Origin of the sequence: Mesorhizobium sp. WSM4308 (assembly GCF_002294905.1) — a bacterium.
GTDB lineage: Bacteria > Pseudomonadota > Alphaproteobacteria > Rhizobiales > Rhizobiaceae > Mesorhizobium.
Genome location: NZ_NSFW01000022.1, coordinates 71,551 through 94,898, shown reverse-complemented (window position 1 = coordinate 94,898; position 23,348 = coordinate 71,551). Strand labels below are relative to the sequence as shown.

Genomic DNA, 23,348 nt, shown 5'->3' with positions numbered 1-23,348 from the left:
GTCCTCAATAAAACCGGTAATCCTGCGCGATCTCGTCGCCGAGCCGGGTGTTGTCGCGAATGAACCCGGCGAGGAACTCGTGCAGACCCGCGTCGAATATATCCTTGATCGACCCGGCCCTCAGCATGGCTTGCGTTTTTTCCGCCGTCGCGTGGCAGGCGTGGCGCTCGCCGTAATCGTCGCTCAGGAACTTCAGATGTTCGGACAGGAAGCGGTAGCAGAAGGTCAATGAACGCGGCATGCGGACGTTGAGGATCAGGTAGTCGGCGATGTTGGTCGGCTTGTAGTCCGCATCATAGACCCAACGGTAGGAGCGGTGCGCCGACACCGAGCGCAGGATCGATTCCCATTGATAGTTGTCGAGCGTCGAACCAACCCAGGAGATCGACGGCAGCAGCACGTAATATTTCACGTCGAGGATGCGCGCCGTGTTGTCGGCGCGCTCGACATAGGTGCCGAGCTGCGAGAAGTCGAAAATCTCGTTGCGCAGCATGGTGCCGTAGAACGAGCCGCGGATCAGCGCCGTCTCGCGCTTGATGGCGTCGAGGACGTTTGGCAGGTCGCGCTCGTCGATTGGCCTCGCCAGCATCCGCTTCAGCGACATCCAGGCTTCGTTGATGCTTTCCCAGGTCTCGCGCGTCAGCGCGGTGCGCACCATGCGGGCATTGTTGCGGGCCGTCTCGATCGACGACATGGTGCTCGACGGGTTCGAGGTGTCGCGCAAAAGGAAATCAGCGACATCGGCGGCCGTATAGTCCGAATACTTCTGCTTGAAGGCCACGTCGGAGCCGGCGCTGAGCAGCACCGAATTCCATTCCTCCGACGCGCTTTGCGTGCGGGTCAGCGCCATGCGCAGGCCGGCATCGACCAGCCGCGCCATGTTTTCGGCCCGCTCGATATAGCGGTTCATCCAGTAGAGCCCGTTGGCGGTGCGGCCGAGAAGCATAGGAAGGCCCTTTGGGCTAGTGAGTAGGGAATGGTGAGTAGTCAGTAGTAAATAGTTGAATTTCAGTGGAATATGGCATGCGCTTCCCCTCTACAGCTGACTACTCACTACCGACTATTCCCTACTCACTCATCTCATCTCAATCATCCAACACCCAGGTATCTTTCGTTCCGCCGCCCTGCGACGAGTTCACGACCAGAGAGCCCTCCTTCAACGCTACGCGCGTCAGGCCGCCGGGCACGATCTGGATGCGGTCGGAAACCAGCACGTAGGGCCTGAGGTCGACGTGGCGCGGCGCCAGTCCCTTGTCGGTCAGGATCGGGCAGGTCGACAGCGCCAGCGTCGGTTGGGCGATATAGTTGGAAGGCTTCGCCGCCAGTTTCTTGGCGAAGGCTTCGCACTCTTTCTTGGTCGCCGCCGGTCCGACCAGCATGCCGTAGCCGCCGGAGCCGTGCACTTCCTTGATCACCAGTTCGTGGATGTGCTCGAGCACATATTTCAGGCTGTCCGGCTCCGAACAGCGCCAGGTCGGGATGTTGCCGAGGATCGCCTTGCGGCCGGTGTAGAATTCGACGATCTCGGGCATGTAGGAATAGATCGCCTTGTCGTCGGCGATACCGGTTCCCGGCGCGTTGGCGATGGTGATGTTGCCTGCGCGATAGACATCCATGATGCCGGGGATGCCGAGGGCCGAATCCGGCCGGAAGGTCAGCGGGTCCAGGAAGGAATCGTCGACGCGGCGGTAGAGCACGTCGATTTGCTTGTAGCCTTCGGTCGTGCGCATCGCGACATGGCCGTCGACGACGCGCAAATCCTGGCCCTCGACCAGTTGCACACCCATCTGGTCGGCAAGGAAGGCGTGTTCGAAATAGGCGGAATTGAAGCTGCCGGGCGTCAGCACGGCGATGGTCGGCGCGCCCTTGGTGCTTTGCGGCCGAACCGCCGCCAGCGACTGGCGCAGCAGCTGCGGGTAGTTCTCCACCGGCCGCACCTTGATCTTCTGGAACAGCTCGGGGAACAGCTGCATCATCGTCTCGCGGTTCTCCAGCATGTAGGAGACACCGGACGGGGTGCGCGCATTGTCCTCCAGCACGTAGAACTCGTCCTCGCTGATGCGCACGATATCGACGCCGATGATGTGGGTGTAGACGCCGGCCGGCGGCCGCACCCCGATCATCTCCGGCAGGAACGCCTCGTTCTTGGCGATCAGGTCCCTGGGAACGCGGCCTGCACGCAGGATCTCCTGGCGATGGTAAATGTCGTCGAGGAAGGCGTTCAACGCCTGCACGCGCTGCTCGATGCCTTGCGTCAGGCGCCGCCACTCATTGCCTGAAATGATGCGCGGAACGATGTCGAAGGGGATCAGCCGCTCGGAGGCTTCCTGCTCGCCATAGACGGCGAAGGTGATGCCGGTCTTGCGGAAGACGCGTTCGGCGTCCTGCATCTTCTCGGTAAGTCTGGCTGGATCCTGTTCCTTCAGCCAGCGATCATAAGCCGAATACGGTCTTCTCAATCCGGAAACTTCCGGAAGCATTTCATCGAACGCTGCCAATCGCATACTCCCCTGTGACGCCATTTCACTGGCGTCGCCGAAGAAAATCAAGCGCAATCGGTGATTTGGGAGATGCGGACGATCAGTATGTTGCGGCTGCCTAAAATTGAGGCAGTCGAAATACGACCTTGATCAGGCTTTGCCTCGTGCCCGGGCAAATGCCTTCCCGGCTAGAAGGCGCGGAAGGTGACGACCGTGAACGTGTCCTTGATGCCGGGGAGAATCTGCACCTTCTCGTTGACGAAATGGCCGACATCTTCCTCGTCATCGACATAGAATTTGGCGAGCAGGTCGTAATTGCCGGCGGTGGAATAGATTTCCGAAGCGATCTCGGCATCGGCAAGCGCGCTGGCAACCTCATAGGATTTGCCCAACTCGCATTTGATCTGCACGAAAAACGCCTTCATGGCTTCGTCCCGCTAAACGTCCAAGTCCAAGCGGCCCTTCTGGCAGACTGGAGGCGGCCTTTCAAGCACTGGAATCCGCACTTGGCCGGCACGGACCCTGGCCACGGCCTCGCGTAGCCCGGCAACCGGCAGGACATTCCGGTGGCGAATATTCGCAATCGGTGAAACCGGGATGCACCGCCGAGCGTATGTTATCGTGCGTCATCGGACATTATTTTTGAGGGACCATTCCGAGGGACAACGGAGACAGGCCATGCGCCGCGCTTTTTTCGCATTCGCAGTCATTCCATTCCTCTTCACATCCTCGGCCTTTGCCGGCGATGCCGAAATCAAGGCAGGCCAGGTCGTCATCGACGGTCAGTTGAAGGCGTTGCTGGCCGATGACGGCGCCAAGGCCTACAGCTTCGCCGCCCCGAATGTGAAGCAGGTGTTCCCGACCGTCGACGCCTTCATGAACATGGTGACCAATGGCTACCCGCCGGTGCGCAGGCCACAGTCCTATGCCTTCGGCAAGGTCGAGCAGACGGGTCCGGGCTCGATTATCCAGCAGGTGCTGATCGTCGGCCCCGACGGCAAGGATTATGAGGCGGTCTATACGCTGCAGCAGCAACCCGACGGCACGTTCCAGATCACCGGCTGCAGCCTGCGCGCATCAAACTCGCTGAGCACGTGAGGACTTTCTTGTTCGAGCATTATCTTTTCCGAAAACCGGTCTCCACTTTTCGGGATCACGCTCTACAGGACAGGTATGTCGCCCCTCGCCCAACCCTCTGTGATCTCGGCCCCACGCGCTTCGAAGCTGCCGGTCTCGATCGCGGCGCGAATGTCCTGCATCAGCTTCTGATAGTAGGACAGGTTGTTCCAGGTCAACAGCATGGCGCCCAGTGCCTCCTGCGAGCGCACCAGATGATGCAGATAGGCGCGCGAATAATCGCGCGCCGCGGGACAATCGCTTTCCTCGTCCAGCGGCCGCGGATCGTCGGCATGGCGGGCGTTGCGCAGATTGACCTTGCCTCGCCTGGTGTAGGCCAGACCGTGCCGGCCGGCCCGCGTCGGCATCACGCAGTCGAACATATCGATGCCGCGCGCCACCGATTTCAGGATATCGTCTGGCGTGCCGACACCCATGAGATAGCGTGGCTTGTCCGCGGGCAGTTCGGGACAGGTGATGTCGAGCATCTCCAGCATCACCGCTTGCGGCTCGCCGACCGCCAGGCCGCCAACCGCATAGCCCTTCAGCTCCATCGCGCTCAGCGCCTGCGCCGAGCGCACCCGAAGTGCCGCATTGTCGCCGCCCTGCACGATGCCGAACATCGCCTTGCCCGGTTGGTCGCCGAACGCCGTCTTGCAGCGCTCGGCCCAGCGCAGCGACAATTCCATGGCGCGCTCGATCTCCTTCAGTTCGGCCGGAAGCGCCGTGCATTCGTCGAGCTGCATCTGGATGTCGGAATCGAGCAGGCCCTGGATCTCGATCGAACGCTCCGGCGTCATTTCATAGGGCGCGCCATCGATATGCGAGCGGAACGTGACGCCCTTTTCGGTCAATTTTCTGAGCTTCGACAACGACATCACCTGGAAGCCGCCGCTGTCGGTCAGGATCGGATGCGGCCAGCGGGCGAATTCATGCAATCCGCCAAGCCGCGCGACACGCTCGGCGCCGGGCCGCAGCATCAGGTGATAGGTGTTGCCCAGGATGATGTCGGCGCCGACGCCGCGCACCTGGTCCATATACATGGTCTTGACGGTGCCGCCGGTGCCGACCGGCATGAAGGCAGGCGTGCGGATTTCGCCGCGCGGCATGTCGATGACACCGCGCCGCGCCTTGCCGTCGGTGGCAAGGACCTTGAAGCTGAACGGCTTAGCCATTGAATTCCTTGTCGTGGATCGGCGCGTCAGGCGCCTGTCTGTCGAGCGACTGGCGGTATTGGATGCAGCCGCGCATGAATTTGGGCCAGGGCGGCACCGCGATCGACGGCTCGGTCTTTTCCGGCAGCAGATTCCACAGATCGGGGTGATGCCAGCAGAGATCATGGCCTGACGTGTCGCGATGAGCGCGAATGCCGGCGCGCAGTTTCTTCACCTCGGCGATCAGGGCATCGCGACCGAAGGTTTGCAGGTCATCATCCATCGCTCGTCTCCGCTCGATAAAGCAGGCTTGCGTCACCATAGGAGTAGAACCTGTAGCGGTTGGCAATCGCATGGGCATAGGCCGCGCGCATCGTGTCGAGGCCGCTGAAGGCCGAAACCAGCATGAACAGCGTCGAGCGCGGCAGATGGAAATTGGTCATCAGCATGTCCGCGGTGCGAAAGCGGTAGCCGGGCGTGATGAAGATATCCGTCGGCCCGGACCACGCGGGCACCGTCCCGTCTTCACGCGCCGCGCTCTCCAGCAGGCGCAGCGAAGTCGTGCCGACCGCGACGATGCGCCCGCTTCTTGCCTTGGCCGCGTTCAGCGCATCGGCGGTTGCCGCGCTGACTGAGCCGATCTCGGCATGCATCTTGTGGTCGGCGGTGTCGTCCGCCTTGACCGGCAGGAACGTGCCGGCGCCGACATGCAAGGTCACGAAGTGGCGCTCGACCCCTTTGGCGTCGAGAGCCGCAAACAGCTCCGGTGTGAAATGCAGGCCCGCCGTGGGCGCCGCAACAGCGCCTTCCTCCCGAGCATAGATTGTCTGGTAGTCGGCCCGGTCGCGTTCGTCGTCGTCGCGTTTGGAAGCGATATAGGGCGGCAGCGGAATGTGGCCGACGGCGTGCAGCGCCTCGTCGAGGAACGGCCCCGACAGGTCGAAGCCAAGCAAGGCTTCGCCGCCCTCGCCCTTCTCTATCACCGTGGCATCGAGTTGGCCGAGGAAGCAGGAATTGCCGTCATGGCCGAAATGGATGCGGTCGCCGGCGGCAATGCGCTTGCCCGGCCGCATGAAGGCGAGCCAGCGATCCGGCGCCACGCGCATATGCAGCGTGGCCTCGACCTGCGCCTGGGCTTCGCCGCGGCGCCTTATGCCTTTGAGCTGCGCCGGAATGACCTTGGTATCGTTGAACACCAGCACGTCGCCGGCCCTGAGCAGGGATGGCAGGTCGCCGACTGTGCGGTCGCCGAGCGCCTCGCCCGGTTTGACCACCAGCATCTTGGCGCTGTCGCGCGGCTCCGCCGGGCGAAGCGCGATCCGCTCCTCCGGCAGGTCGAAGTCGAAGAGATCGACGCGCATCAGTAGAGCCGGACTAGCAGCGCTCCGACCAGCAGCAGCACCGCGCCGGCGACGCGGCCGAGCGAGATTTCACGCACCGCGACACCGAGGAAGCCGATGCGGTCGATGAGCATGCCGGCGAGCAGCTGGCCGGCCACCAGGAACGCCATCAGGGCGGCGGCGCCGATGCGCGGCGTCAGGATTGTGGAGAGCGTGACATAGAAGCCGCCGAGCATGCCGCCGGCGACGAAAAGCCAGGGTGCCGGCGCCTTCCATTCGAGCGAAATGCCTTGCAGCTTCACCACGGTGGCCGCGATGATGCCGAGCACGATGGCGCCCGACAGGAACGAAAACGCTGCCGCCGCGACCGGGAGACCCAGGCCGCGCGCAAGCTGCGAATTGATCGGTGCCTGAATGGCAATGAAGGCGCCGGACAGGATGCCGAGAAGCGACCAGACGACGCCCATAATTGTCGTTTCGCCTTACTTGACGTCGGCCGCGACCTTCAGCGTCACGATCTTGTCGGGATCGACCACCGGTTCGCCGCGCTTGATCTTGTCGACATTGTCCATGCCTTCGATGACCTGACCCCAGACCGTGTACTGGCGGTTGAGGAAGGCGGCATCGTCGAAGCAGATGAAGAACTGCGAATTGGCCGAGTTCGGATTTTGTGAACGGGCCATCGAGCAGGTGCCGCGGCCATGGTTGGCGTTGGAGAACTCAGCCTTAAGGTCCGGCTTGTCCGAGCCGCCCATGCCCGCGCGCGACGGCGCGAAGGTGGGTTTCGAGGAATTGCCGAACTTCACGTCGCCGGTCTGCGCCATGAAGCCGTCGATGACGCGGTGGAAGACCACGCCGTCATAGGCGCCTTCCCTGGCCAGTTCCTTGATGCGGGCGACATGGCCGGGGGCCAGATCGGGGAAAAGTTCGATCACGACCTTACCCTTGGTCGTTTCCATGATGAGCGCGTTCTCGCGGTCCTTGATTTCGGCCATGTCAGATATCCTTTTGAGAAAACAGAAATTACTTGTCGGCGGCGATGCGCACCTTGATCATCCGGTCGGGGTCGGAGACCGCACCATTGTCCGCCTCGTCACCCTTCTTGATGTGGTCCACCAGCTCCATGCCGCCGACGACATTGCCGACGATGGTGTACTGGCCGTCGAGCGGCGGCGCCGGCGCGAACATGATGAAGAATTGCGAATTGGCGGAGTTCGGATCTTGCGAGCGGGCCATGCCGACCACGCCGCGCTTATAGTGCTCGGTCTGCGAGAATTCGGCCGGCAGGTCAGGCAGGTCCGAACCGCCGGTGCCGACGGCCTGGGAGTTGAATCCCTTCTTCATGTTGCCGAACTTGACGTCGCCGGTCTGCGCCATGAAGCCGTCGATGACGCGGTGGAAAGCGACATTGTCATAGGCATGGTCACGCACGAGCTTCTTGATCTGCGCGACATGCTTGGGCGCCAGATCGGGCCGCAACGCGATGGTCACGTCGCCGTCCTTCAGCGTGATGATCATGGTGTTTTCGGGATCGGCGGCATAGGCCGAGACCGAGGCGGTCACAAGACCGGCAAGCACGACGAGGAACGAGGCGAGCCTTTTGAGCTGCATGAGGATTTTCTCCGGGCTTATTTCGCGAATTTTGCGGTGAGCGCGCCAGCAACAGCCGCCGGCACGAAGGCGCGGATGTCGCCGCCCATCGAGGCTATCTGGCGCACAAGTGTGGCGGTAATGGTGCGCACGGACGGGCTGGCGGGCAGAAAAACCGTCTGCAGCTCGGGCGCCATGGTTTCGTTCATGCCGGCCATCTGCATTTCGTAATCGAGATCGGTGCCGTCGCGCAGGCCGCGGATCATGATCGAGGCGCCCTGCTTCCTGGCGGCATCGATCACCAGCCCGTCGAAGGCAACGACCTTGATGCGAGCGCCGTCGCGGCCGAATTCGGCCTTCGTGGCGGCTTCGATGAGTTGCACCCGCTCCTCGAAGGAAAACAACGGCTTCTTGCCCGGATGAATGCCGATCGCGGCATAGACGATGTCGGCCACCGCCAGCGACGCTTTCAGCACATCGAGATGGCCGTTGGTCAGCGGGTCGAAGGAGCCGGCGTAAAGGGCGATGCGTTCAGTCATGGCAGGTGCTTCTAGCGAGCCTCTCTCGCAAAGGCAAATCCGATCGGCGCGCGAGCCCATGAACCTTTTCCGGCACATGAACGACAGATGAACACGCTGATCACGAAGCCTTCACTAGGTTGCACCTTAATAAGATGAAACCAAAATCCCATCTATCCGTTGTAAGGCGCAGGAGAACACGCAAATGCTGATCTACATGCTCGCCACCGCAATGACAGTCGCCATGCTGATCGCCACCGTATTCGGGCTGCATCAGGAGGCGCAACGCATTCGCGTCAAGGCAACCACCAAGCGCTTCGAAGGTTTCGGCCCCCGCAAGCCGTATCGTCACTACTAAGCCGTCTGGACTTGCTGCCGCGCCGGCCGTTGGGCCGGCGTTGCTATGTCAAAAGCAGGCCCAGGATTTACTCGCCGCTGTCCGGACCGGCATCAGCCTCTGGAGCAGACCCAGCGCCGCCCTCGATGATCTCTTCGCTTTCCTCGTCCGATTGCGGCTCGGAAATCCGCTCGACCGAAACCACCTTCTCACCCTCGGCGGTATTGAAGATGGTCACGCCCTTGGTGGCGCGGCTGGCGAAACGGATGCCATTGACCGGCACCCGGATAACCGTGCCGCCATCCGACACCAGCATGATCTGATCATCGTTGCCGACCGGGAAGGTCGCCACCAGCCGGCCGATTTCAGCCGTCTTCGACACGTCGGTGGCGCGGATGCCCTTGCCGCCGCGGCCAGTAAGGCGGAAATCGTAGGACGACGAACGCTTGCCGTAGCCATATTCGGTCACCGTCAGCACATACTGCTCATGCGCCTTGAGGAACTCATAGCGTTCGTCTGAAAGCTCGGCCTCCTCGCCGATCTCCTCATTGGTCAGCGCAATCTCTTCCTCCTCGCCGCTGGCGCCAGCGGCAAGGCGGCGCTCGGCCGCTGCGCGCTTGAGATATGCGGCACGCTCTGCCGGCGACGCGTCCACATTCTCGATCACCGACATCGAGATGATGCGGTCCGTCTCGGCCATGGTGATGCCGCGCACGCCGACCGAGTTGCGGCTCTGGAAGACGCGCACGTCGCCGACGGAGAAGCGGATGCACTGGCCGGAACTGGCGGTCAAAAGCACGTCGTCATTGTCGGTGCAGGTTTCGACGCCGAGTATCTCGTCGCCCTCCTCCTCCAGCTTCATGGCGATCTTGCCGTTGCGGTTGACCTGCACGAAATCGGACAGCTTGTTGCGGCGCACGGTGCCGCGCGTGGTGGCGAACATCACGTCGAGTTCGCCCCAGCTGGTCTCGTCCTCGGGCAGCGGCATGATGGTGGTGATGCGCTCGCCCTGCTCGAGCGGCAGCATGTTGATCAGTGCCTTGCCGCGTGACTGCGGGTTGCCGATCGGCAGCCGCCAGACCTTTTCCTTGTAGACGATGCCGCGTGAAGAGAAGAACAGCACCGGCGTGTGCGTGTTGGCCACGAACAGCCGGGTGACGAAATCCTCTTCCTTGGTCGACATGCCCGAGCGGCCCTTGCCGCCGCGGCGCTGCGCCCGGTAGAGCGAAAGCGGCACGCGCTTGATGTAGCCGGAATGGCTCACCGTCACGACCATGTCCTCGCGCTGAATCAGGTCCTCGTCTTCCATGTCCGCGCCGCCGTCGGTGAGTTCGGTGCGGCGTGGCGTGCCGAACTCGTCGCGCACGGCCGCAAGCTCGTCCTTGACGATCTGCTGGACACGCGCCCGGGACGACAAAATGTCCAGATAATCAACGATTTCGGCGCCGATCGTGTTCAACTCGTCGGCGATCTCGTCGCGGCCGAGCGCGGTCAGCCGCTGCAGGCGCAGTTCGAGGATGGCGCGGGCCTGTTCCTCGGACAGATTGTAGGTGCCGTCCTCGTTGATGCGATGGCGCGGATCGTCGATCAAAAGGATCAGCGACTCGACATCACCCGCGGGCCAACGCCGTTCCATCAACTGCTCGCGCGCCGTCTGCGGATCCGGCGCGGTGCGGATCAGCTTGATGACCTCGTCGATATTGGCGACGGCGATGGCAAGGCCGACCAACACATGGGCGCGGTCGCGCGCCTTGCGCAGCAAGAATTTCGTCCGTCTTGTGATGACCTCTTCGCGGAAGGAGACGAACGCCTTCAGCATGTCGGTCAGCGTCAGCAGTTCTGGCTTGCCGCCATTCAGCGCCACCATATTGGCGCCGAACGAGGTCTGCAGCGGCGTGAAGCGGTAAAGCTGGTTGAGGATGACGTCGGCGACGGCGTCGCGCTTCAGCTCGATGACGACGCGATAACCCTGGCGGTCGCTTTCATCGCGGATGTCGGAAATGCCTTCGATGCGCTTGTCGCGCACCAGCTCGGCCATCTTCTCGATCATCGAGGCCTTGTTCACCTGGTAGGGAACCTCGGTGATGATGATCGATTCACGGTCATTGCCGCGCTGTTCGATGTTGACCTTGCCGCGCATGACGATCGAGCCACGGCCCGTCGAATAGGCGCTGTAGATGCCGGAGCGGCCAAGCACGATGCCGCCGGTCGGGAAATCGGGCCCAGGAATGATCTCCATCAGCGCCGGCAGGTCGATCGCCGGATTGTCGATGATGGCGATGGCACCGTTGCAGACTTCGCCCAGATTGTGCGGCGGGATGTTGGTGGCCATGCCGACGGCGATGCCGCCGGAGCCGTTGACCAGCAGATTGGGAAAGCGCGCCGGCAGAACCTTCGGTTCGGTGTCCGAGGCATCATAAGTCTCCTGGAAATCGACGGTGTCCTTGTCGATGTCCTCCAGCAGCTCATGCGCGACCTTGGTCAGCCGCGATTCGGTGTAGCGCATCGCCGCCGGCGGGTCGCCGTCGATCGAGCCGAAATTGCCCTGCCCGTCGATCAGCGGCACGCGCAGCGACCAGTCCTGCGCCATGCGCACCAAGGCGTCATAGATCGAGGCGTCGCCATGCGGATGGTATTTACCCATCACGTCGGCGACCGGGCGGGCCGACTTCACATATTTGCGGTTCCAGTGGTAGCCGCTCTCATGTGCCGCATAGAGAATGCGGCGATGCACGGGCTTCAGGCCGTCGCGCACATCCGGCAGCGCACGGCTGACGATCACGCTCATGGCGTAAGAAAGATAGGAGCTTTGCATCTCCTCGATGATGGAGATCGGCTCGATGCCGGTGGGGCCGCCGTCGGCGCCGCGCGGTGTCTTTTGGTCGGTCAAATCGGATCACAATCTAATCAGGAATCACTGACCGCTTATATAGGAAGCAAGGCCGAAACTCCAATGTTCGCGGCACTTTTCCAGTGTCATTTTTGGTGGTAATTTCAAAAGGATACCGCTGATTGCGACGATATGGCCATGACGCTTTTCGCCGCCACAAGGCAAAAGCCGGCAATGGACCAACTTTCCCAAGCGAAAGCCGCAAGCGCCATGAATTGGCGCCGGCGGCTGCCTTTGCAGGCGCTGAGCGGCTGGCAGTTCCGGGATCTCAATGGTGATCTGATCGCCGGCCTAACATTGGCCGCGATCGCCATTCCCGAGCAGATGGCAACGGCCCGGCTCGGAGGTTTTGCTCCCGAGATTGGTTTTTTCGCTTTTGTCGCCGGTTCGGTGGCGTTTGCCCTGTTCGGCGCCAATCGTCACCTCTCGGTTGGCGCGGATTCGACCATCACGCCGCTGTTCGCCGGCAGCCTGGCGCTGCTCGCCACATCCGGCTCGCCGCATTATCTGGCACTGGCAGCCATGCTGGCGTTGATGGTGGGGCTGATCGTATCCTTGAGCGGCGTCTTTCGCCTCGGCTGGATCGCCGATCTCCTGTCCGTGCCGGTCACCACAGGGTTTCTGGCGGGCATCGCCGTCCATATCATCGTCTCGCAGATGCCCGGGCTGCTTGGCCTGCCGGCCGAGAGTGGAGAAACGTTGCGGCGTATCGGCGAGATCGGCGGCAATCTCCATCTCACCAATCCCTGGAGCCTAGGGCTCGGCCTCGGCGTGTTCGCCATCGTGTTCTGTTCGGAACGGATCAGCGCCCGCATCCCCGGCGCCTTGATCGGCATGGTGCTTGCCACGCTTGCGGTCGTCGTCTTCGGCCTCGGGGATCGCGGCGTCGAGGTGCTAGGCGCCTTGCCAAACGGCCTGCCGCGAGCCGACCTGCCGGAGGCCAGCCTCGACGATATCCAGGCGCTGGTGCCACTGGCGCTGCTGATCGCCATTGTCGTCATGGTGCAGACGGCCGCCACCTCGCGGTCCTTTGCCTCGCAGCAGGACGACGCACCCGACGTCAACCGCGATTTCATCGGCGTCGGCGCCGGCGGCATTTTGTCGGGCCTGTTCGGCGCCTTTGCCGTCAATGCCAGCCCGCCGCGCACGGCCATCGTCTCCCAGTCGGGTGGCCGCTCGCAACTGTCCGGCCTCATTGCCGCGGCCATCGTGCTGGCGCTCGGTGCCTTTGGCGGCGGTCTGCTCGCCAATGTTCCGCAGGCAGCCCTTGCCGGCGTCCTGATGTTCGTTGCCCAGCACATATTGCGCTGGAAGGTGCTCGCCAGCGTCTATCGGCAGGCGCCGGTCGAATTCGTGTTGATCCTGGTCACCATGGCGGCAATCGTGGTGTTGCCGATCGCAACCGGCGTGGCGGTGGGCATCGGCCTGTCGCTGCTGCATGGCATATGGAGCGCGACGCGCACGGAGCCGATCGAACTCGAACAGGTGCCGGGCACGTCCGTCTGGTGGCCTCCGGCCAAGCCCAGCGCTGGCGAACAACTCCCGGGCGTGCTGGTCGCGGCCTTCCAGGCGCCACTGTCCTTCGTCAATGCCGATCGCTTCAAGCGCGGCGTTTGCGACCTTGTCGATGCCAGGGACGAAACCGTGAAACTGGTCGTGCTGGAGGCCAGCAACATCGTCGAGATCGACTACACCGCCGCGCAGGCCCTGATCGACACCATCCTTCATTGCCGCAAGGCGGGCGCGGTCTTTGCCATAGCGCGGCTGGAATCGCTGCGCGCCCAGGCGGCGCTGGCGCGGTTCGGCATCGCTGAAATGGTCGGACCGCAGCGCATATTCCACAGCGTCGACGCGGCGATCAAATCACTTGGTCCGGGAAAACAGCACCAGCAAGGACAGGATGGAGTGTCATGATCGACCCGCGAGAACCCATTGTGACGCCGGTTCCCGTCGAGGGACTGAGGCCGACGCAGATAACGGTGGGCATGAGAGAAGTTGCGTTGAAGCGCCAGATGATCCGGGAGCAGGACGCCAAGAAGAAGACCGGCGCTTTTCTCGGCAAACACATGGTGCCGGTCGTATTGGGTCCCAAAAATCGCAGCTACGTCACCGATCACCATCACCTCGCCCGCGCCCTGCTCGAGGAAGGCGTCAAGGACGTGCTTGTGGCCGTGATCAGCGACCTGTCCGCGCTCGACAAGGACACGTTTCTTTTCGTGCTCGATAACAGAGGCTGGATGCACCCGTTCGATGAGAGCGGCCGGCGCCGCGATTACTCGGCCATTCCGAAGACAATCGGCGAACTGATTGACGATCCTTACCGGAGCATGGCGGGCGAACTGCGCCGGATGGGCGGCTTTGCCAAGGACACGACGCCGTTCAGCGAATTCATCTGGGCGGATTTCCTTCGTCGGCGCATCGATCGCAACGCGGTTACGAAGAACTTCGACAAGGCGATGAAAGAGGCACTTAGCCTGGCCAAGGGCAAGGACGCGGACTATCTGCCGGGCTGGTGCGGCCCGACCTCGGATTGAGCCTGCTTCGGCCGAGGCGCGATGCCGTTTGACTGGCGGGCTCGATAATCGCCTGGCGTCTCGCCCATGATGCGTCGAAAGCGGCGATTGAACGTCGACAGGTCGTTGAAGCCGGCGTCGAAGGCGATCGCCGAGATCGCATCATCCGACAGGCGCAGTCGCAATGCCGCACGGTGGAGACGGATCTTGAGCAGGAACTGGTAGGGCGTCATGCCGGCAACCTGCCGGAAAATACGCAGGAAATGATACGGGCTGGTCGCCGTCTCTTCCGCCAGCGCAGACAGCGAAACCGGCCCGTCGGCATCCAGTTCGATCCGCCGCACGGCTTCGGCCACCCGTTTCTGATCGCGACGGCTTGGTCCGCGCCTGATGGACGTAGCGCCGGAAATCGTGGCCACAGCCGCAGCAGCGATGCGCACACCGAGTTCCTCGAATGCCTCGCTGTCGCCCGTCTCCCGCGCGGCTTCCGCCTCGGCCAGTAGCGGCGCCAAGGCCGGCAAAGGCGGCAGGCGCGGCGCATCGAAGGCAAGCGTGCTCGCGCCCGGCAAACCGGCGACGATCCGTTCCATGTAGGCAGGCTTGAAATGGAACGAGAGACAGCGGTCGCCGCTGCCATGTTCGTGTCCGCATTCATAGCATGTGCCGGAATTGCCGAGCAGCAGCGCGCCCGGCGCCAGCATGGCGGTGCCTTGCTGCGCGCGGTAGCGGAACGTGCCGCCGGTGACCGCTGCAACACAGAAATCCTGATGGGCCTCCTCGAACGGGCGGTCGCCCACACCGGCCGTGCAGATCACATCCGCCACATGCCAGCCGGGTCCGGAAGCGAGAGTGCGGGTCATCGCTGTCATGGCCGAAATATAGCAATTTTTCCCAAGCCCAGAACCCCGTCAGCGCCTATTCCTCCCGGTCTCCTGACAGAAAGAGGCCGCAGCGATGTTCGACCCCTTTGCCGAAGCCCTGCACAGTCCCGGACCGATCGACGGGCTTGCCGAAAAACTGAACCTTTACGGCCGCTTCGTCGGCGCCTGGACGTTTGAGGCCTCGCGTCACCTCGAGGACGGCACCGTGCTGACCGGACGTGGCGAGGTGCATTTCGGCTGGGTGCTCGAAGGCCGCGCCATCCAGGACGTCTGGATCCTGCCCGCGCGCAATGCTGGCCCCTCGCCGTCGCTCGGCAAGTGGACGTTCTACGGCACGACGCTGCGGGTCTATGATCCCGGCGCGGACGCCTGGCACATTTTCTGGAGCGATCCGCGCAATCAGTATTTCAGCCGCCAGCTCGGCCGCGCCAAAGGTGATACGATCGTGCAGGTCGGTGCCGACGGCACCGGCTCCTCGGTGCGCTGGAGCTTTTCGCGGATCACCGAAGACAGCTTCCGCTGGCTCGGCGAGCGCTCGCACGACAATGGCGCGACATGGCGGCTCGAAGTCGAGTTCCTTGCACGGCGAGCGACAACAGCCTGACGCCGCAACACTTTGTAACAATGGAGAAAACGATGTTCGATCATATCTCGATCGGTGTTCGCGACGCCGACACCTCCAAGCGCTTCTATGACGCAGCGCTGAAGCCGCTCGGCTACACCTGCCTCAGCCAGTCACCGGGTTCGCTCGGCTATGGCGCCGAAAGCGTCGCGCTATGGGTCAACGAGGCAGCGCGGCCGGTTCCGGCGAACGAAAAATCAGGCCTGCATTTCTGCTTCGCCGCGCCGACACGCGACAGCGTCGATGCCTTCCATGCCGCTGCCTTGCGCGAAGACGGCAGCGACAATGGCGCGCCGGGCCCGCGCGCCGACTACGGCGACAATTATTACGCCGCCTTTGTTATCGACCCGGATGGTTATCGCCTCGAGGCCTATTGCGGCGCTGCCGGCTGACCCGTCGAGAGCCGTGGTTTCGCGGTCCTGACAGTTTCCACCGACCAGGCTTTGCTCTACCAATGGCATGGTACGGGCTCGGCCCGGCGGGAGGGTCAGCGATGCCGAGTTTCGACAGCCTGTTCAATGCCTTCGTCACCATTCTCGTGACCATCGATCCGCCCGGCCTGGCGCCACTGTTCCTCGCCGTGACGCGCGGCATGAACCGCGAGGAGCGCCAGCAGGTGTCGGTCCGCGCCTCGGTCATCGGCTTCCTGGTGATGGCGCTGTTCGCGGTGGCCGGCGCCTCGATCCTGTCGGTGTTCGGCATCACGCTGCCGGCCTTCCGCGTCGCCGGCGGTTTCCTGCTGTTCTTCATCGCCTTCGAGATGGTCTTCGAGCGGCGACAGGACCGCAAGGAGAAGATCGGCGACGTCGCCATCACCAAGGACATGATCCACAACATCGCCGCCTTCCCGCTGGCGATCCCGCTGATCGCCGGCCCCGGCGCGATTTCGGCGACGGTGCTGCTCTCCGGCTCGTTTCAGGGCTTTGCCGCGCAGGCAGCACTTGTCGGCATCATCCTCGTCTGCCTCGCCATCACCTATCTGGTGTTCGTGCTGTCGGAACGCATCGACCGCATCCTCGGCCAGACCGGCCGCTCGATCCTGACCCGCCTGCTCGGCGTCATCCTGGCCGCACTGGCCGTGCAATTCGTGGCCGACGGCATCAAGGCGCTGATGGCGGGGTGAACGGCAGTCTCTACTGCCCCACTGCCCTACTTTGCGGTGATGTCGATGACTTCGAAATCATGCGTGATCGTGGCCGTCTTGGCCATCATGGCGGAGGCCGAACAGTATTTTTCGATCGAAAGATTGATCGCCCGCTGAACCTTGTCGGGCGACAGCGCGCGGCCCTTGACGATGAAATGCATGTGGATGCGGGTGAACACCTTTGGGTCGGTCTCGGCGCGATCGGCGTCGAGTTCGACGACGCAGTCCTCGACCGCCTCGCGACCCTTTTCCAGTATATGCACGACATCATAGGCCGAGCAGCCGCCGGTGCCGATCAGCACCAGTTCCATCGGGCTCGGGCCTGGCGTCTTGCCTTCAGGGCCGGGTGCCGTTCCCAGCACCAGCTTGTGGCCGCTGCCGGACTCGCCGACGAAGGTGCGCTCTTCGACCCATTTTATCCGTGCCTTCACCGCTTTGTCCTTTCAGTCCTTTCGCCGCGCCTGCTGTCAGGCCAAATCAACAATGCAAAACCCCGAAAGTCCATGCAGGACCCTCGGGGCATCGATCACGCGACCTCAGCCGTCTGATGTTGCTTTCGATCAGAACGGGATCTCGTCGTCCAGTTCGCGCGACGAACCGCCGCCACCGCCGCCCCTGGGGGCGCCGCCGCCACGGTTGAAGCTTTCGTTCGGGCTGGACTGGCCGAAATCGGAACCGCGGCTGCTGCCGCCGCCGGAATAACCGCCGACCTGCCCGCCCTCACCCTGGCGCCCGTCGAGCATCTGCAGTTCGCCGCGGAATCGCTGCAGCACGACTTCCGTCGTGTACTTGTCGGCGCCGGTCTGGTCCTGCCATTTGCGCGTCTGCAGCTGGCCCTCGACATAGACCTTCATGCCCTTCTTCAGATACTGCTCGGCCACCTTGGCGATGCCCTCATTGAAGATGACGACATTGTGCCACTCGGTCTTTTCCTTGCGCTCGCCGGAATTCTTGTCGCGCCAGCTTTCCGACGTGGCGATACGGATGTTGACGACCGGCTCGCCAGAGTTCAGGCGGCGGATTTCAGGGTCCGCGCCGAGATTGCCGACCAGAATGACCTTATTGACGCTACCCGCCATGATTTTTCTCCGCGCTCATCCGAAACAAATTTTTGTCGCAGCACCTTACAGGCTGCGGACGTCAGCCGCCTGCTAAGGCTGGCTTTTCCCACAAGGTTTTTGTTCCCTTTTCGTTCCTATATGCACCGCCGCTGATTGTCAAGGAATGGCAACAGTGCCTGAGCCTGACATATGGGTTTCAAAACAGCGCTTGCCAAATCAATAAGTATCGACTTATGCTTTTGTCATGATCGAAGCAGAGATTTTCCGCGCTTTGGCTGACCCGACGCGCCGCGCCGTCTTCGAGCGCCTCGCCGCAGCTGAAATGAGCGTGTCCGAATTGCGCAGCGGCCTGACGGTGTCGCAGCCGGCAGTGTCGCAGCATCTGGCGGTGCTGCGCGGCGCCGGCCTCGTGGTCGAGCGGCGGGCCGGACGCAACGCCTACTATCGTGCCGATCCGCAGGGGCTCGCCCCCTTGCTCTCCTGGATCGAACGCTACCGGACCTTCTGGCCGGAGCGCATCGAAAGGCTCAAGACGGTTTTGAAGGACATGGATCAATGAAGGATTTGGGATCGATGAACGCCAAGACCCAGGGCAAAGCCTCCCCGGATGTGCTCGAGTTCGAATACGACCTTGCCGAACCGCCGGAAAAAGTGTGGCGGGCGCTGACAGTGCCGGAATTGCTCGCCGCATGGATGATGCCGAACGACATCAGGCCGGAAATCGGCAATCGTTTTGCCTTCGCCGGGACCGAAGCTGCCATCGAATGCGAAATCCTCGACGCCGAGCCGGAGCGCCTGCTGCGCTATTCCTGGCGAGAGCAGCCGGGCGACGCCGGGGATCCGCTCGACAGTGTCGTTACCTTCACACTCGCCCGCACCGTTTCCGGCGGCACGCATCTGCGCATCGTCCATGACGGTTTTGCAGGGAAAGCGATGCCCGCCGTCGCCACGGCGGGCGCCGGCTGCCGGCTTTCGCTTGGATTGGACGGGCGCGCAAAGCCTGTCGCCGCGAACATACCGAACACCCTGCTGCTTGCAGCCTGAACACGGAAATCGGAGACGAAAAATGAGCGGTCTTGCCAGTCTGGTGCCGATGGTGATCGAGCAATCGAGCCGCGGCGAACGCGCCTTCGACATTTTCTCGCGGCTGTTGCGCGAGCGCATCATCTTCATCAATGGCGAGATCAACGACGACGTCTCGGCGCTGGTCTGCGCGCAGCTTTTGTCATTGGAGTCAGACAATCCCGACAAGGAGATATCGCTCTACATCAACTCGCCGGGCGGCGTGGTGACCAGCGGGTTCGCCATCTACGACACGATGCAGTATGTCAGTTGCCCGGTTTCGACCGTGTGCATGGGGTTTGCCGCCTCGATGGGTTCGTTCCTGCTGATGGCGGGCACGCCGGGGCGCCGCATCGCGCTGCCCAACGCCACCATTCTGCTGCATCAGCCGCTGGGCGGCTTCCAGGGCCAGGCTTCCGACATCCAGCGCCATGCCGAGCGGATAGGCAAGACCAAACGCCATATGGCCGAACTCTACGCCCAGCATTGCGGCCGCAGCTATGAGGAGGTCGAACGCACGCTCGACCGCGACCATTTCATGACCGCCCGCGAGGCCCAGGCATGGGGCATTGTCGACCATGTCTTCGACACGCGCAAAAAGGCAGCGTGAACCAGCTCGGATTTCTGCCCGCCGTCGATGATTTGACGACACCGCTCTGGTTCCGGGAGCGGCTGGTCCCTATAATCCCGGGATGATCGACACTCATTCGCCCAGGACGTCGCATCGCCTCATAGTCGCAGCGGTGCTCACTTTTGCCAGCCTTGCGAGCGGTATGGCCCTCGCCGGCGACAGCGCACCGCAGGCACAGAAACGCGCACTGCCCGGTGTGAACGGTGATTATCGCATCGCCAAGCCGGGTCCCCGGCCGGAACCCGACGATGCGTTCCCCAGCAACGGCAACGGCACGTTCAAAATCGGCGATACCGATGTCAGGATTTCCGGCACCATCACGGTCGATATGGCCACGGGCGGGTTTAAGCCGCCGAGGTGAGCAGCCCTCCGCTGGGGCCGGTGCAGCCATGTCGTCAAAAGAACAGCCCCGCCGTGCCCTAGGCAAACGGACGGGGCTTTTCTGGATCTCAAATCCAAATTTTGCCGGGAGTGTACTGCCGGCGTTTGATTTCGGATGCTACGCGGCGTCAGCCGACGATCCGACTAGCGGTCTCTGATTTTGGGGATACGGCAAGTCACGGTTTGTCGGGTGGCGCAAACGCTAAACCCTGGCACTTATGCCTGCCGCGGCTCCAACGAGGCGTGGAGCCCTTGGGGACTGTCCGGTGGCGTCATGCTCCGCTCCTGTGTCCGTTGCGACATTGTCGTAGCGAAGCGCAAATCGCAAATGCCTGCGGCGTCTCGCAGGCCGCCTTGGGGCGGCGAGGCCATCGAAAGACGGCCGGCTTCGCTGACCCCGGGAGACTGCCCCCGTGAGCCGGCCACGTCAACCTTCAATAGCCGGTTACGGAAAATTGTGATCGCCGGGAGGTTACGTACAGGTCAGGTTTCTACACAGCTTTGTCAGGAGCGCGTTCGGCCTTTGTTCTTTCTGCTTGCCCCTTCGCGCGAAAGACGGTTAAACGACTTCTGTCGGGAATTGTGGCGTCTCTCGACGTGGCGGCAAAAACACCTACATAGGGGATGGCTGGGACAATCCCGCCAATCCCACGAATTCCAGATCTGAGGCGGCGACCGGCGATGGCCGACCATAAATTCCTTTCCATTCGCGGGGCGCGCGAACACAATCTGAAGAATGTCGATCTCGACCTGCCGCGTGACAGCCTGATCGTCATGACCGGCCTGTCTGGTTCCGGCAAATCGTCGCTGGCCTTCGACACCATCTATGCCGAAGGCCAGCGCCGCTATGTCGAGAGCCTGTCGGCCTATGCCCGGCAATTCCTCGAGATGATGCAGAAGCCCGACGTCGACCAGATCGACGGCCTGTCGCCTGCCATCTCGATCGAGCAGAAGACTACCTCGAAGAACCCGCGCTCGACGGTCGGCACCGTCACCGAGATCTACGACTATATGCGCCTGCTGTTCGCGCGTGTTGGCGTACCTTATTCGCCGGCCACCGGCCTGCCGATCGAGAGCCAGACGGTCAGCCAGATGGTCGACCGGGTGCTGGCGCTGGAGGAAGGCACGCGCCTGTTCCTGCTGGCGCCGATCGTGCGCGGCCGCAAGGGCGAGTACCGCAAGGAACTGCTGGAGCTGCAGAAGAAGGGTTTTCAGCGCGTCAAGGTCGACGGTGTCTTCTATGAGATATCCGATGTTCCGGCGCTCGATAAGAAATACAAGCACGACATCGACGTCGTCGTCGACCGTATCGTCGTACGCGGCAATCTGGCCACGCGTCTTGCCGACTCCATCGAGACGGCGCTGAAGCTCGCCGAGGGGCTGGCGGTGGCCGAGTTCGCCGACAGGCCGCTCGATTCCAGCCAGACCGGCGAGGATTCGGTCAACAAATCGAAGAACGAGACGCATGAGCGCATCCTGTTCTCGGAAAAATTCGCCTGCCCAGTGTCCGGCTTCACCATTCCCGAAATCGAGCCGCGGCTGTTCTCGTTCAACAACCCGTTCGGCGCCTGCCCGACCTGCGACGGTCTCGGCAGCCAGCGCGCCATCGACCCCAATCTCGTCGTGCCCGACGAAAACGTGTCGCTGCGCGACGGCGCCGTCAGCCCATGGGCGAAGTCGACCTCGCCCTATTACGTGCAGACGCTTGAGGCCTTAGGCAAGGCCTACGGCTTCAAGCTCGGCGACAAGTTCAAGGATTTGAGCGCCGAGGCCCAGGACGCGATCCTGCGCGGCACCGGCGAGCGTGAAGTCACCTTCCAGTATGATGACGGCCTGCGCTCCTACAAGACGACCAAGACCTTCGAAGGCGTCATCCCCAATCTCGAACGGCGCTGGAAGGAAACCGAATCCGCCTGGATGCGCGAGGAGATCGAGCGCTTCATGTCGGCGACGCCCTGCCCCGTCTGCAAAGGTTATCGGCTGAAACCGGAAGCGCTGGCGGTTAAGATCGGCGGCAAGCACATCGGCGAAGTCACGGAACAGTCGATCCGCAACGCCGACAAATGGTTCACCGACCTGCCTGCGCAGCTCAACGACAAGCAGAACGAGATCGCGGTGCGCGTGCTGAAGGAAATCCGCGAGCGGCTGCGCTTCCTCAACGATGTCGGGCTCGATTATCTGACATTGTCGCGCAATTCGGGCACGCTGTCGGGCGGCGAGAGCCAGCGCATCCGCCTAGCGTCGCAGATCGGCTCGGGGCTCACCGGCGTGCTTTACGTGCTGGACGAGCCGTCGATCGGCCTGCACCAGCGCGACAACACGCGCCTGCTCGATACGCTCAAGCACCTTCGCGACATCGGCAACACCGTCATCGTCGTCGAACATGACGAGGATGCCATCCTGCATGCCGACTATGTCGTCGACATGGGTCCGGCCGCCGGCATCCATGGCGGCGAGATCATCGCCCAGGGCACGCCGCAGCAAGTGATGGCCAATCCCAACTCGATCACCGGCAAATACCTGTCGGGCGCGCTTGAAGTAGCCACCCCCGGGGTCCGGCGTGAGGCGAAAAAGAACCGGCGCCTGAAAATCGTCGGCGCGCGCGGCAACAATCTGAAGAACGTCACTGCCGAAATCCCGCTCGGCACCTTCACCGCCGTCACCGGCGTATCGGGCGGCGGCAAGTCGACCTTCCTGATCGAGACGCTGTTCAAGGCAGCCTCGCGCCGCATCATGGGCTCGCGCGAGCATCCGGCCGAGCATGACCGCATCGAGGGCCTGGAATTCCTCGACAAGGTCATCGACATCGACCAGTCGCCCATTGGACGGACCCCGCGTTCGAACCCCGCCACCTATACCGGCGCCTTCACGCCGATCCGCGACTGGTTCGCCGGCCTGCCCGAGGCCAAGGCGCGCGGCTACCAGCCGGGACGCTTCTCGTTCAACGTCAAGGGTGGCCGCTGCGAGGCCTGCCAGGGCGACGGCGTCATCAAGATCGAGATGCACTTTTTGCCTGACGTCTACGTCACCTGCGACGTCTGCCACGGCAAGCGCTACAACAGGGAGACGCTCGACGTCCTGTTCAAGGGCAAGTCGATCGCCGACGTGCTCGACATGACCGTCGAGGAAGGCGTCGACTTCTTCGCCGCCGTGCCGGGCGTGCGCGACAAGCTCGATACGCTGAAGCAGGTCGGCCTCGGCTACATCCATATCGGCCAGCAGGCGACGACGTTGTCCGGCGGCGAGGCGCAGCGCATCAAGCTCGCCAAGGAACTGTCGCGCAAGGCGACAGGCAAGACGCTCTACATTCTCGACGAGCCGACCACCGGCCTGCATTTCCACGACGTCGCCAAACTCTTGGAAGTGCTGCACGAGCTGGTTGACCAGGGCAACACGGTGGTGGTCATCGAGCACAATCTCGAAGTGATCAAAACCGCCGACTGGGTGCTCGACCTCGGCCCCGAAGGCGGCGACGGCGGCGGCGAACTGGTTGCCCAGGGCACACCGGAAGCGATCGTGCGCGAGAAGCGCAGCTACACCGGGCAGTTCCTCAAAGAACTGCTGGAGCGGCGCCCCGGAGGCAAGCGCGAAGCGGCGGAGTGATCAGCGGACCGGTTGGCGCCTGGAG

Annotated in this window: 26 protein-coding genes; 12 read left to right on the top strand and 14 right to left on the bottom strand. The window is 62.8% G+C overall.

Annotated features, from left to right (window positions below):
* Window positions 1–4 precede the first annotated feature (4 nt).
* The 3 genes from CK227_RS31440 to CK227_RS31430 all read right to left on the bottom strand — a co-directional run bounded on the left by CK227_RS31440 (window position 5) and on the right by CK227_RS31430 (window position 2,905).
* Window positions 5–946 carry an alpha-E domain-containing protein gene (locus tag CK227_RS31440; RefSeq protein WP_095775397.1) on the bottom strand — a complete coding sequence of 314 codons (942 nt, stop codon included), beginning with the start codon at window positions 944–946 and terminating at the stop codon, window positions 5–7.
* 139 nt (window positions 947–1,085) lie between these two features.
* Window positions 1,086–2,498: a circularly permuted type 2 ATP-grasp protein gene (locus CK227_RS31435; RefSeq protein ID WP_032933458.1), complete on the bottom strand. Its 1,413-nt coding sequence runs from the start codon at window positions 2,496–2,498 to the stop codon at window positions 1,086–1,088.
* A 170-nt stretch (window positions 2,499–2,668) separates the two neighbouring features.
* A complete protein-coding gene (locus CK227_RS31430; RefSeq protein WP_010909609.1) occupies window positions 2,669–2,905 on the bottom strand; it encodes an Lrp/AsnC family transcriptional regulator in 237 nt (78 codons plus the stop codon).
* Between the two features lie 253 nt (window positions 2,906–3,158).
* On the opposite strand from CK227_RS31430, the gene CK227_RS31425 reads away from it, so the two are divergent.
* The gene (locus CK227_RS31425; protein WP_095775396.1) at window positions 3,159–3,578 is read left to right on the top strand and encodes a DUF4864 domain-containing protein; all 420 of its coding nucleotides are present in this window, start codon (window positions 3,159–3,161) and stop codon (window positions 3,576–3,578) included.
* 62 nt (window positions 3,579–3,640) lie between these two features.
* Here CK227_RS31425 and tgt read toward each other — a convergent pair whose 3' ends face one another.
* Genes tgt through coaD form a run of 7 tightly spaced genes read right to left on the bottom strand, consistent with a single transcriptional unit; the run spans window position 3,641 to window position 8,219 of the window.
* Window positions 3,641–4,771 carry a tRNA guanosine(34) transglycosylase Tgt gene (gene tgt, locus CK227_RS31420; protein WP_095775395.1) on the bottom strand — a complete coding sequence of 377 codons (1,131 nt, stop codon included), beginning with the start codon at window positions 4,769–4,771 and terminating at the stop codon, window positions 3,641–3,643.
* Window positions 4,764–5,033, bottom strand: a complete 270-nt coding sequence (locus CK227_RS31415; RefSeq protein ID WP_095775394.1) for a hypothetical protein — start codon at window positions 5,031–5,033, stop codon at window positions 4,764–4,766. Before CK227_RS31415 ends, tgt begins: the two co-directional genes overlap by 8 nt.
* Window positions 5,026–6,111: a tRNA preQ1(34) S-adenosylmethionine ribosyltransferase-isomerase QueA gene (gene queA, locus CK227_RS31410; protein ID WP_095775393.1), complete on the bottom strand. Its 1,086-nt coding sequence runs from the start codon at window positions 6,109–6,111 to the stop codon at window positions 5,026–5,028. Before queA ends, CK227_RS31415 begins: the two co-directional genes overlap by 8 nt.
* The gene (locus CK227_RS31405; protein WP_095775392.1) at window positions 6,111–6,560 is read right to left on the bottom strand and encodes a DMT family transporter; all 450 of its coding nucleotides are present in this window, start codon (window positions 6,558–6,560) and stop codon (window positions 6,111–6,113) included. The genes queA and CK227_RS31405 overlap by 1 nt, the downstream gene beginning before the upstream one ends.
* A 12-nt stretch (window positions 6,561–6,572) precedes the next feature.
* A complete protein-coding gene (locus CK227_RS31400; protein ID WP_095775391.1) occupies window positions 6,573–7,085 on the bottom strand; it encodes a peptidylprolyl isomerase in 513 nt (170 codons plus the stop codon).
* 28 nt (window positions 7,086–7,113) lie between these two features.
* Window positions 7,114–7,701 carry a peptidylprolyl isomerase gene (locus CK227_RS31395; RefSeq protein WP_095775390.1) on the bottom strand — a complete coding sequence of 196 codons (588 nt, stop codon included), beginning with the start codon at window positions 7,699–7,701 and terminating at the stop codon, window positions 7,114–7,116.
* A 17-nt stretch (window positions 7,702–7,718) separates the two neighbouring features.
* On the bottom strand, window positions 7,719–8,219 hold the full coding sequence (coaD, locus tag CK227_RS31390; protein WP_095775389.1) for a pantetheine-phosphate adenylyltransferase: 501 nt from the start codon (window positions 8,217–8,219) through the stop codon (window positions 7,719–7,721).
* Between the two features lie 184 nt (window positions 8,220–8,403).
* Between coaD and CK227_RS31385 the strand changes: the two genes are divergently transcribed.
* Window positions 8,404–8,556 (top strand): hypothetical protein, encoded by a 153-nt coding sequence (locus CK227_RS31385; protein WP_019858284.1) that lies wholly within the window; start codon window positions 8,404–8,406, stop codon window positions 8,554–8,556.
* 67 nt (window positions 8,557–8,623) lie between these two features.
* Here the strand turns inward: CK227_RS31385 and gyrA are convergent, their stop codons facing one another.
* A complete protein-coding gene (gene gyrA, locus CK227_RS31380) occupies window positions 8,624–11,425 on the bottom strand; it encodes a DNA gyrase subunit A (RefSeq protein ID WP_095775388.1) in 2,802 nt (933 codons plus the stop codon).
* A gap of 210 nt (window positions 11,426–11,635) precedes the next feature.
* Between gyrA and CK227_RS31375 the strand changes: the two genes are divergently transcribed.
* Both CK227_RS31375 and CK227_RS31370 read left to right on the top strand, forming a co-directional pair.
* Window positions 11,636–13,339 carry a SulP family inorganic anion transporter gene (locus tag CK227_RS31375; protein WP_095775439.1) on the top strand — a complete coding sequence of 568 codons (1,704 nt, stop codon included), beginning with the start codon at window positions 11,636–11,638 and terminating at the stop codon, window positions 13,337–13,339.
* Complete coding sequence (locus CK227_RS31370) at window positions 13,336–13,959, top strand: ParB-like protein (RefSeq protein ID WP_095775387.1); 624 nt, start codon at window positions 13,336–13,338, stop codon at window positions 13,957–13,959. Before CK227_RS31375 ends, CK227_RS31370 begins: the two co-directional genes overlap by 4 nt.
* On the opposite strand, the gene CK227_RS31365 is transcribed toward CK227_RS31370, so the two are convergent.
* Window positions 13,923–14,807, bottom strand: coding sequence for an AraC family transcriptional regulator (locus CK227_RS31365; RefSeq protein WP_245318323.1), 885 nt, complete (start codon window positions 14,805–14,807; stop codon window positions 13,923–13,925). The genes CK227_RS31370 and CK227_RS31365 overlap by 37 nt on opposite strands.
* An 85-nt stretch (window positions 14,808–14,892) precedes the next feature.
* Between CK227_RS31365 and CK227_RS31360 the strand changes: the two genes are divergently transcribed.
* From CK227_RS31360 to CK227_RS31350, 3 genes are all read left to right on the top strand, one after another.
* Window positions 14,893–15,423, top strand: coding sequence for a hypothetical protein (locus tag CK227_RS31360; protein WP_095775386.1), 531 nt, complete (start codon window positions 14,893–14,895; stop codon window positions 15,421–15,423).
* A 32-nt stretch (window positions 15,424–15,455) separates the two neighbouring features.
* A complete protein-coding gene (locus CK227_RS31355) occupies window positions 15,456–15,833 on the top strand; it encodes a VOC family protein (RefSeq protein ID WP_095775438.1) in 378 nt (125 codons plus the stop codon).
* A gap of 101 nt (window positions 15,834–15,934) precedes the next feature.
* On the top strand, window positions 15,935–16,564 hold the full coding sequence (locus CK227_RS31350) for a MarC family protein (protein ID WP_095775385.1): 630 nt from the start codon (window positions 15,935–15,937) through the stop codon (window positions 16,562–16,564).
* Between the two features lie 26 nt (window positions 16,565–16,590).
* On the opposite strand, the gene CK227_RS31345 is transcribed toward CK227_RS31350, so the two are convergent.
* Entirely contained in the window at window positions 16,591–17,016 is a 426-nt protein-coding gene (locus CK227_RS31345) for an OsmC family protein (protein ID WP_095775384.1), read from the bottom strand.
* A 129-nt stretch (window positions 17,017–17,145) separates the two neighbouring features.
* A complete protein-coding gene (locus tag CK227_RS31340; protein WP_064985641.1) occupies window positions 17,146–17,664 on the bottom strand; it encodes a single-stranded DNA-binding protein in 519 nt (172 codons plus the stop codon).
* Window positions 17,665–17,890: 226 nt separating this feature from the next.
* On the opposite strand from CK227_RS31340, the gene CK227_RS31335 reads away from it, so the two are divergent.
* The 5 genes from CK227_RS31335 (at window position 17,891) to uvrA (ending at window position 23,323) form a co-directional block, all read left to right on the top strand.
* The gene (locus CK227_RS31335; RefSeq protein ID WP_010909628.1) at window positions 17,891–18,205 is read left to right on the top strand and encodes a metalloregulator ArsR/SmtB family transcription factor; all 315 of its coding nucleotides are present in this window, start codon (window positions 17,891–17,893) and stop codon (window positions 18,203–18,205) included.
* Between the two features lie 14 nt (window positions 18,206–18,219).
* Window positions 18,220–18,690 (top strand): SRPBCC domain-containing protein, encoded by a 471-nt coding sequence (locus CK227_RS31330; RefSeq protein ID WP_245318322.1) that lies wholly within the window; start codon window positions 18,220–18,222, stop codon window positions 18,688–18,690.
* A 22-nt stretch (window positions 18,691–18,712) separates the two neighbouring features.
* Window positions 18,713–19,318, top strand: coding sequence for an ATP-dependent Clp protease proteolytic subunit (locus CK227_RS31325; protein WP_095775382.1), 606 nt, complete (start codon window positions 18,713–18,715; stop codon window positions 19,316–19,318).
* Window positions 19,319–19,400: 82 nt separating this feature from the next.
* A complete protein-coding gene (locus CK227_RS31320) occupies window positions 19,401–19,700 on the top strand; it encodes a hypothetical protein (RefSeq protein ID WP_095775381.1) in 300 nt (99 codons plus the stop codon).
* A gap of 701 nt (window positions 19,701–20,401) precedes the next feature.
* Window positions 20,402–23,323, top strand: coding sequence for an excinuclease ABC subunit UvrA (uvrA, locus tag CK227_RS31315; protein WP_095775380.1), 2,922 nt, complete (start codon window positions 20,402–20,404; stop codon window positions 23,321–23,323).
* Window positions 23,324–23,348 lie beyond the last annotated feature (25 nt).

Bases quoted from the DNA above. Each gene is read 5' to 3' on its own strand.
- CK227_RS31440 (WP_095775397.1), bottom strand. From the start codon at position 946: ATGCTTCTCGGCCGCACCGCCAACGGGCTCTACTGGATGAACCGCTAT.
- CK227_RS31430 (WP_010909609.1), bottom strand. From the start codon at position 2,905: ATGAAGGCGTTTTTCGTGCAGATCAAATGCGAGTTGGGCAAATCCTAT.
- CK227_RS31425 (WP_095775396.1), top strand. From the start codon at position 3,159: ATGCGCCGCGCTTTTTTCGCATTCGCAGTCATTCCATTCCTCTTCACA.
- tgt (WP_095775395.1), bottom strand. From the start codon at position 4,771: ATGGCTAAGCCGTTCAGCTTCAAGGTCCTTGCCACCGACGGCAAGGCG.
- CK227_RS31415 (WP_095775394.1), bottom strand. From the start codon at position 5,033: ATGGATGATGACCTGCAAACCTTCGGTCGCGATGCCCTGATCGCCGAG.
- queA (WP_095775393.1), bottom strand. From the start codon at position 6,111: ATGCGCGTCGATCTCTTCGACTTCGACCTGCCGGAGGAGCGGATCGCG.
- CK227_RS31400 (WP_095775391.1), bottom strand. From the start codon at position 7,085: ATGGCCGAAATCAAGGACCGCGAGAACGCGCTCATCATGGAAACGACC.
- CK227_RS31395 (WP_095775390.1), bottom strand. From the start codon at position 7,701: ATGCAGCTCAAAAGGCTCGCCTCGTTCCTCGTCGTGCTTGCCGGTCTT.
- coaD (WP_095775389.1), bottom strand. From the start codon at position 8,219: ATGACTGAACGCATCGCCCTTTACGCCGGCTCCTTCGACCCGCTGACC.
- CK227_RS31385 (WP_019858284.1), top strand. From the start codon at position 8,404: ATGCTGATCTACATGCTCGCCACCGCAATGACAGTCGCCATGCTGATC.
- CK227_RS31375 (WP_095775439.1), top strand. From the start codon at position 11,636: ATGAATTGGCGCCGGCGGCTGCCTTTGCAGGCGCTGAGCGGCTGGCAG.
- CK227_RS31370 (WP_095775387.1), top strand. From the start codon at position 13,336: ATGATCGACCCGCGAGAACCCATTGTGACGCCGGTTCCCGTCGAGGGA.
- CK227_RS31365 (WP_245318323.1), bottom strand. From the start codon at position 14,807: ATGACAGCGATGACCCGCACTCTCGCTTCCGGACCCGGCTGGCATGTG.
- CK227_RS31360 (WP_095775386.1), top strand. From the start codon at position 14,893: ATGTTCGACCCCTTTGCCGAAGCCCTGCACAGTCCCGGACCGATCGAC.
- CK227_RS31355 (WP_095775438.1), top strand. From the start codon at position 15,456: ATGTTCGATCATATCTCGATCGGTGTTCGCGACGCCGACACCTCCAAG.
- CK227_RS31350 (WP_095775385.1), top strand. From the start codon at position 15,935: ATGCCGAGTTTCGACAGCCTGTTCAATGCCTTCGTCACCATTCTCGTG.
- CK227_RS31340 (WP_064985641.1), bottom strand. From the start codon at position 17,664: ATGGCGGGTAGCGTCAATAAGGTCATTCTGGTCGGCAATCTCGGCGCG.
- CK227_RS31335 (WP_010909628.1), top strand. From the start codon at position 17,891: ATGATCGAAGCAGAGATTTTCCGCGCTTTGGCTGACCCGACGCGCCGC.
- CK227_RS31330 (WP_245318322.1), top strand. From the start codon at position 18,220: ATGAACGCCAAGACCCAGGGCAAAGCCTCCCCGGATGTGCTCGAGTTC.
- CK227_RS31325 (WP_095775382.1), top strand. From the start codon at position 18,713: ATGAGCGGTCTTGCCAGTCTGGTGCCGATGGTGATCGAGCAATCGAGC.
- CK227_RS31320 (WP_095775381.1), top strand. From the start codon at position 19,401: ATGATCGACACTCATTCGCCCAGGACGTCGCATCGCCTCATAGTCGCA.
- uvrA (WP_095775380.1), top strand. From the start codon at position 20,402: ATGGCCGACCATAAATTCCTTTCCATTCGCGGGGCGCGCGAACACAAT.